We start from the raw sequence: 6,867 nt of genomic DNA, 5'->3' as shown, positions 1-6,867 counted from the left end.
CAGCAGCGCTGCACTTCCATCAAACGCCCACACTTATCGACTGTTAATTGTTAAAGAACCTTCTACTTCGCGCCACCAGAACCCTGGTTCGCGTCGCTGTCAAATCGTTTTGTTTGTCAGCAGCAGAGAGATGAGATTATGTGGCGTTTCCAGCTTTTCGTCAACTACTTTTTTACTACTCACCGAAAAACTTCTTAACACCTACAACACCTGCAATTCCCGTTTTCCCCTCTCAAACTCCGCTCACAAAACAGCCCTAACTTCTCTTCGGCCATCTCGTTCATTTCGCGTCGTTCTCAACGGGAGGCGAACTATAGCAAACCATTTCCCCCTATGGCAAGCGATTTGTTAAAGATTTTTAAAAACAGGTAAACGCTTTCCAAGGAACGCCTGCATGCCTTCTTTTTGATCCTCTGTGGCGAAGGTGCTGTGGAACAGGCGGCGCTCATACTGGATGCCTTCCGCCAGGGTGGTTTCGTAGGCGCGATTGACCGATTCCTTGATCATCATGACTGCCGGCAACGACATGGAGGAAATCACGATCGCCGCTTCCAGCGCTTCCTGCAACAGCCTGTCCAGCGGAACCACGCGCGACACCAGGCCCACACGCTCAGCCTCGGTGGCGTCCATCATGCGTGCGGTCAGGCACATGTCCATTGCCTTCGATTTCGATACGGCACGCGGCAAGCGCTGGGTGCCGCCGGCGCCGGGGATGATGCCCAGCTTGATTTCCGGCTGGCCGAACTTGGCATTGTCGGCGGCAATGATGAAGTCGCACATCATGGCCAGTTCGCAGCCGCCGCCCAGGGCGAAACCCGCCACGGCGGCAATCACCGGCTTGCGCACGCTGCGGATCGTCTCCCAGTTGCGGGTGATGTAGTCGCCCTTGAACACATCCATGTAACTCAGCCCGGCCATGCCGCCAATATCGGCGCCGGCAGCAAATGCTTTCTCGCTGCCGGTCAGGACAATGCAGCCGATCTCGGGATCAGCGTCGAATTTCAGCAAAGCTTCGCCCAGCTCGCTCATCAGCTGATCGTTCAGGGCATTCAGGGCCTTGGGGCGATTCAGGTGGATGATGCCGACTTTTCCTTGTGTTTCAACCAGAATGTTTTCGTATGTCATTGCAGATCCCATTTATTTACTTGTGTCGAATAAACTTAATTGTAGCGCCGCTATATAAGAGATAGGATGGTTATAGCCCGGATACTTTACAAACACCCAAGGAATCTTCCTGCTTGCTAACTGTCTATACATTTAAGCAAGGCTGAATTAAGGCTAAGTACCTAACCTTTCAGTACCAAGCCTATATATTACCGACAAGATCGCTCGATTTTGACCGACACCCCTTTTTCAACCAGAAGGAGGCAAGCCATGTTCAAAACCATTCTTGTACCTACCGACGGCTCCCATTTGTCGGACAAGGCCATCAATACAGCGATTGAATTTGCCAAATTCAGCAGCGGCAAGATCATTGCCCTCTCGGTTGCAGAACCTTATCCATTCTCGCCGATGGCTGAAAGCACCATGGCCACCGACCCCGGCACCTATGAAGAAAACATGCTGGCGCTGGCCAAGCTCAATGTACAAAAAGTCGCCGACGCCGCCAAGAATGCCGGCGTTCCCTGCGAAATGCTGACGGCGCAAGCCTTCAATCCCGACGAAGAAATCATCAACGCCGCCGAGAAATACCATTGCGACGCGATTTTCATGGCGTCGCACGGGCGCAGCGGCCTGAGCCGGCTGTTCTTGGGCAGCAAGACCCAGCGGGTGCTGGCCCATTCCACGATTCCAGTGCTGGTCCTGCGCTAACTCGCCCTCGGCGCCAGCCGGCGCCGAGCCTGGTTTCCTTAGCGCGCGGCTGCCAGCTTTGGCAGCAACAGCCACATCATGCCGCGCTGCTTCATCTTGCCGGCCTTGTCGCCGGCCTCGTTGCCGAAGCCCCAGAAGAAGTCGGCCCTCACCGCGCCTTTGATGGCGCCGCCGGTATCCTGCGCCATTACCAGCTGCTGCAGCGGCACATTGTTATTCGGCTGCGTCGTCGCCAGGAATACCGGCGTACCCAGCGGCACGAACTGCGGATCCACCGCGATCGAGCGCAACGGCGTCAGCGGCACGCCTTGCGCGCCTTTCGGCCCCTTGCTCGGATCGACCACTTTTTCTTCTTTGAAGAACACATAGCTAGGATTGGCATTCAGCAGTTCCTGCTGCCGGCCCGGGTTGGCCGCCAGCCAGGCTTTGATCCCCTGCGCCGACGCCTGCGCCAGGGTCAGCTCGCCTTTGTCCACCAGGTAGCGGCCGATCGATTTGTAGGGATAGCCGTTCTGATCGGCATAAGCAACCCGCACGACACTGCTGCCGTCATTCAGCTGGACCCGGCCGGAACCCTGCACCTGCAGGAAAAACGCATCGACAGGATCGTCCACCCACAGGATTTCCTTGCCGGCCAGGGCCCCGGACTTGTCCAGTTCGGCCCGGTTCGGATAAGGCAGCACCTTATTGCCGACCAGGCGGCCGCGCAAGCGCAGGCCCTTCAGTTCGGGATAAATGCTCGCCAGCTCGACCGTCAGCAAATCCTCCGGCGCCCGGTAAATCGGCGTCTGGTAAGGGCCGCCGCGCTTGCGCGATCCTTTCAGCAAAGGTTCGTAATACCCGGTGACCAGCCCATTGTCGCTGCCGTCGGGGTTGATAACCTGATAAGGCGTGAAAAAGGACTCGAAAAACGTCCGTATCGCATTTTCATTGCCGCCATCCAGGCCGGCCGCCACTGCACAAGGCTCTTTCCAGTCGCTTTTACGCGCCTGGGTCGAACATGAGGTCAGGAAAGCAGGCAACGCCTGGCGCAAGTCGTCGCTGCCCCAGCCCGGCAGGGCGGCAAAGGTGACAGCGCGTAAACTGGCGCCGGGCGTGGCGGAAGGCGCGGTCGGCGTGCCCGGCTGGCGCGGTGCTTCCGGCGCGGGTGCGGTGACTGGGGTGGTAGTACAGGCAGCTAGGCTAAGTGCGATGATTAAGGCAGCAGAAGCGGGTAGACTGATACGTTTAAATGGCATTTAGGATTCTTTATGTGGTTAGTGGCTCTCGAAGCGTGTTTCGCTTTCTTGTTATTTGCATTCATTGTCTGGTGGACCATGTTTTCCGGCCGCAAGCCGGACCAGAAGCCGCCCGCCAAACCGCTACCACCAAAAGACGACGGCAAGGACCAATAGTTCAATACGCCATGCGTCAATGCAGGGTGCGCGGCAAGGACAGGATGAACTCCGGAATCCGCGCCTCGAACTGTTCGCCGTCTTCGGCCACGCAGAAATATTCTCCCGTCATCGAGCCTTGCGGCGTCGCCATCGAGGTGCCGCTGGTGTACTCGAACTGCTCGCCCGGCTGCAGCAAAGGCTGGTGGCCGACCACGCCCAGGCCGCGCACTTCTTCGACATGGTTGTTGGCGTCGGTGATCACCCAGTGGCGCGAAATCAGCTGGGCAGCGACTTGCCCGGTATTCTTGATCGTGATCGCATAGGCGAATACATAGTGCGAACTGTCAGGCTGGGACTGCTCTTCCAGGTACTGGGTTTTGACGGAAACGGTAAATTCATAGGCGGCCATGCTGATTTCCTCGATTAATACTGCAGACACCATATATAACTAGCAGGTCATTGCACACGAATTTCCCCCGCGACGCAAGCTGCAAGGAAGCCAGGAGCAAGGCGAAAGGGTAAAATAGCGCTCTTTTTAGCGCCCTTCCCTGGATTGCCCGCCATGCCAACCTATCGTATCGCCCCCAGTATCCTTTCCGCCGATTTTGCCCGCCTGGGCGAAGAAGTGCGCAATGTTGTGCGCGACGGCGCCGACATGATCCATTTCGACGTGATGGACAACCATTACGTTCCCAACCTGACCATCGGCCCGCTGGTGCTGGAAGCAATCAGGCCGCATGTGCAGGTGCCGATCGACGTCCACCTGATGGTCAGGCCGGTAGACCGCATCATTCCCGACTTCGCCAAGGCCGGCGCCAACATCATTACTTTCCACCCGGAAGCATCGGACCACGTCGACCGTTCGCTGCAGCTGATACGCGACAACGGCTGCAAGGCCGGCCTGGTGTTCAATCCGGCCACGCCGCTGCATTACCTCGATTACGTCATGGACAAGATCGACATCATCCTGATCATGTCGGTCAACCCGGGTTTCGGCGGCCAGTCGTTCATCCCGGAAGCGCTCAAGAAAATCGCCGAAGCGCGCCAGCGGATCGACGCTTCGGGCCGCGAGATCATGCTGGAAGTCGACGGCGGCATCAAGGTCGACAATATCGCCGCTGCCGCCAAGGCCGGCGCCGACACCTTTGTCGCCGGCTCGGCCATCTTCGGCAAGCCTGACTACAAGGCCGTGATCGACAACATGCGCACCCAGCTGGCAAGCGCATGAACGCGGCAGCGCCAGCAATCGTTGCACTGAAGGGCATCGCCGCCGCCATCATCGACCTCGACGGCACCATGCTGGACACGGCGCCGGATTTCCAGGTCGCCGTCAACCGCATGCGCGCCGAGCTGGACCTGGCGCCGCTGACGCAGCAGACGATCGTCGATTTTGTCGGCAAGGGCAGCGAAAACCTGATCCGGCGCGTACTCGGCGTCGATTATCCGGCGCCCGAAGTAGAGCAACGGTTCAGCGCGGCGCTGGACTCCTACCAAAGCCACTACGCGGTAGTCAACGGCAGTTACGCCACGCTTTACCCAGGCGTGGTGGACGGCTTGCAAGCCATGCGCGACAAAGGCCTGCGGCTGGCCTGTGTCACCAACAAGCCGCTGGCGTTCGCCGAGGCCTTGCTGGAGAAAACCGGCTTGCGCGGTTATTTCGAAGTGGTCTACGGCGGCGATTCCTTCCCGCTGAAAAAACCCGACCCGATGCCGCTGCTGGCGGTGTGCGCCGATTTCCAGCTGCAACCGGCGCAGGTAGTCGCCATCGGCGATTCCAGCAATGACGCCCAGGCGGCCCGCGCCGCCGGCTGTCCTGTGTTTAATGTGCCCTACGGATACAATCACGGCGAGTCTATACAAAATGTCGATTCCGATGGTATAGTCGCTTCACTGCTCGTTGCAGCACAACATATAAGTTACTGACTGCTTTATCAAACCACTCATGTTTCTCGACAAAAAACACTCCGTCTACCTGGCCGCCCCTGAGGCCTGGCTATGGCGACGCTGGCAATCCTGGGCTGACTAAGTCCGTAGATCGCCGCTGCCTGCTGCCCCCGCAGCATTTAAACGCAGGCAACGTTTTTTGTAGTGCACCACCGCTGTTTTACAATAGCGGCCTGGAGAGAAACAATGACCGAACTCGAATTCAAATCGCTGGCCACGCAAGGCTACAACCGCATCCCATTGATCGCAGAAGCTTTTGCCGATCTGGAAACGCCGCTGACGCTGTACCTGAAGCTGGCGCAAACCCAGCAGACCGGCAAGAACACCTTCCTGCTGGAATCGGTAGTCGGCGGCGAACGTTTCGGCCGCTACTCCTTCATCGGCTTGCCGGCCAGCACGCTGTTGCGCAGCTACGGCACACGCATCGAAGTACTCAAGAACGACAAGGTCATCGAAAGCCGCGAAGGCAATCCGCTCGATTTCATCGCTGAATTCCAGTCGCGCTATAAAGTGGCGCTGCGCCCTGGCCTGCCGCGCTTTTGCGGCGGCCTGGCCGGCTACTTCGGCTACGACACGGTGCGCCATATCGAAAAGCGCCTGGCCAATTCGACGCCCAAGGACGATCTCGGCCTGCCCGACATCCAGCTGCTGCTGACGGAAGAGCTGGCGGTGATCGACAACCTGTCCGGCAAGCTGTACCTGATCGTGTATGCCGACCCGACCCAGCCGGAAGCATTCTCCAAAGGCCGCCAGCGCCTGAAAGACTTGCGCAACATGCTGCGCCGTCCGGCCGATGCGCCGGTCACATCGGCGTCGGTACGCACTGAAACCATCCGTGAATTCAAGAAAGAAGATTACCTGAAGGCGGTGGCAAAAGCCCAGGAATACGTCATGGCCGGCGACCTGATGCAGGTCCAGATCGGCCAGCGCATCAAGAAACCGTATGTCGATTCGCCGCTGATGCTGTATCGCGCCCTGCGCTCGCTGAATCCGTCGCCGTACATGTATTTCTACAATTTCGGCGACATGCAGATCGTCGGCGCTTCGCCGGAAATCCTGGTGCGGAACGAACAGACCTCGGCGCCGAAAGCCGACGGCGAAGCCAAGCGCAAAGTCACCATCCGTCCCCTGGCAGGCACCCGTCCGCGCGGCGCCACCCCGGAGCAGGATGCGCAGCTGGCCACCGAATTGCTGGCAGACCCGAAAGAAATCGCCGAACACGTGATGCTGATCGACCTGGCGCGCAACGACATCGGCCGCATCGCCGAAACCGGCAGCGTCAAGGTCACCGACCAGATGGTGATCGAAAAGTATTCGCATGTGCAGCACATCGTTTCCAATGTCGAAGGCGAACTCAAGTCCGGCTTGTCCAACCTGGATGTGCTGAAAGCCACCTTCCCCGCCGGCACCCTGTCCGGCGCGCCCAAAGTGCGGGCGATGGAAATCATCGACGAACTGGAACTGACCAAGCGCGGCATCTACGGCGGCGCCTGCGGCTACCTGTCATTCGGCGGCGAAATGGATGTCGCCATCGCAATCCGCACCGGCGTCATCAAGGATGGCATGCTGTACGTGCAAGCTGCTGCCGGCATCGTCGCCGATTCGGTGCCTGAAATGGAATGGCAAGAAACTGAAAACAAGGCGCGCGCAGTCCTGCGTGCAGCGGAGCAGGTGCAAGACGGTCTGGATGGAGAAATCTGATCCGGCCATAGCCGGACTGATACCCCATCCCCTG

The 6,867-nt window shown here is 58.6% G+C and carries 7 protein-coding genes; 4 read left to right on the top strand and 3 right to left on the bottom strand.

Going from position 1 to position 6,867, the window contains the following annotated elements:
* Positions 1 to 348: 348 nt before the first annotated feature.
* Positions 349 to 1,125, bottom strand: coding sequence for an enoyl-CoA hydratase (locus BM062_RS06915; RefSeq protein ID WP_092395050.1), 777 nt, complete (start codon positions 1,123 to 1,125; stop codon positions 349 to 351).
* Positions 1,126 to 1,374: 249 nt separating this feature from the next.
* Here BM062_RS06915 and BM062_RS06910 point away from each other — a divergent pair, with 249 nt between their 5' ends.
* Entirely contained in the window at positions 1,375 to 1,812 is a 438-nt protein-coding gene (locus BM062_RS06910; protein ID WP_092395047.1) for a universal stress protein, read from the top strand.
* A 38-nt stretch (positions 1,813 to 1,850) separates the two neighbouring features.
* On the opposite strand, the gene BM062_RS06905 is transcribed toward BM062_RS06910, so the two are convergent.
* Together BM062_RS06905 and apaG are read right to left on the bottom strand one after the other, a co-directional pair.
* Complete coding sequence (locus BM062_RS06905) at positions 1,851 to 3,050, bottom strand: murein transglycosylase A (RefSeq protein WP_092395044.1); 1,200 nt, start codon at positions 3,048 to 3,050, stop codon at positions 1,851 to 1,853.
* Between the two features lie 172 nt (positions 3,051 to 3,222).
* Complete coding sequence (gene apaG / locus BM062_RS06900; RefSeq protein WP_014004694.1) at positions 3,223 to 3,597, bottom strand: Co2+/Mg2+ efflux protein ApaG; 375 nt, start codon at positions 3,595 to 3,597, stop codon at positions 3,223 to 3,225.
* Positions 3,598 to 3,750: 153 nt separating this feature from the next.
* Here apaG and rpe point away from each other — a divergent pair, with 153 nt between their 5' ends.
* The 3 genes from rpe to trpE all read left to right on the top strand — a co-directional run bounded on the left by rpe (position 3,751) and on the right by trpE (position 6,833).
* The gene (gene rpe, locus BM062_RS06895) at positions 3,751 to 4,416 is read left to right on the top strand and encodes a ribulose-phosphate 3-epimerase (RefSeq protein WP_092395041.1); all 666 of its coding nucleotides are present in this window, start codon (positions 3,751 to 3,753) and stop codon (positions 4,414 to 4,416) included.
* Positions 4,413 to 5,111: a phosphoglycolate phosphatase gene (locus BM062_RS06890; protein ID WP_092395038.1), complete on the top strand. Its 699-nt coding sequence runs from the start codon at positions 4,413 to 4,415 to the stop codon at positions 5,109 to 5,111. Before rpe ends, BM062_RS06890 begins: the two co-directional genes overlap by 4 nt.
* A gap of 207 nt (positions 5,112 to 5,318) precedes the next feature.
* Positions 5,319 to 6,833, top strand: a complete 1,515-nt coding sequence (gene trpE / locus BM062_RS06885; protein WP_092395035.1) for an anthranilate synthase component I — start codon at positions 5,319 to 5,321, stop codon at positions 6,831 to 6,833.
* Positions 6,834 to 6,867: the final 34 nt, after the last annotated feature.

The sequence above is a fragment of the Collimonas sp. OK412 genome, from assembly GCF_900112135.1.
GTDB lineage: Bacteria > Pseudomonadota > Gammaproteobacteria > Burkholderiales > Burkholderiaceae_D > Collimonas > Collimonas rhizosphaerae.
Note: the sequence above shows the minus strand (reverse complement) of the source record. Positions and strands in the feature narration are given on the sequence as shown.

Bases quoted from the DNA above. Each gene is read 5' to 3' on its own strand.
- BM062_RS06910 (WP_092395047.1), top strand. From the start codon at position 1,375: ATGTTCAAAACCATTCTTGTACCTACCGACGGCTCCCATTTGTCGGAC.
- trpE (WP_092395035.1), top strand. From the start codon at position 5,319: ATGACCGAACTCGAATTCAAATCGCTGGCCACGCAAGGCTACAACCGC.
- BM062_RS06890 (WP_092395038.1), top strand. From the start codon at position 4,413: ATGAACGCGGCAGCGCCAGCAATCGTTGCACTGAAGGGCATCGCCGCC.
- apaG (WP_014004694.1), bottom strand. From the start codon at position 3,597: ATGGCCGCCTATGAATTTACCGTTTCCGTCAAAACCCAGTACCTGGAA.
- BM062_RS06905 (WP_092395044.1), bottom strand. From the start codon at position 3,050: ATGCCATTTAAACGTATCAGTCTACCCGCTTCTGCTGCCTTAATCATC.
- BM062_RS06915 (WP_092395050.1), bottom strand. From the start codon at position 1,125: ATGACATACGAAAACATTCTGGTTGAAACACAAGGAAAAGTCGGCATC.
- rpe (WP_092395041.1), top strand. From the start codon at position 3,751: ATGCCAACCTATCGTATCGCCCCCAGTATCCTTTCCGCCGATTTTGCC.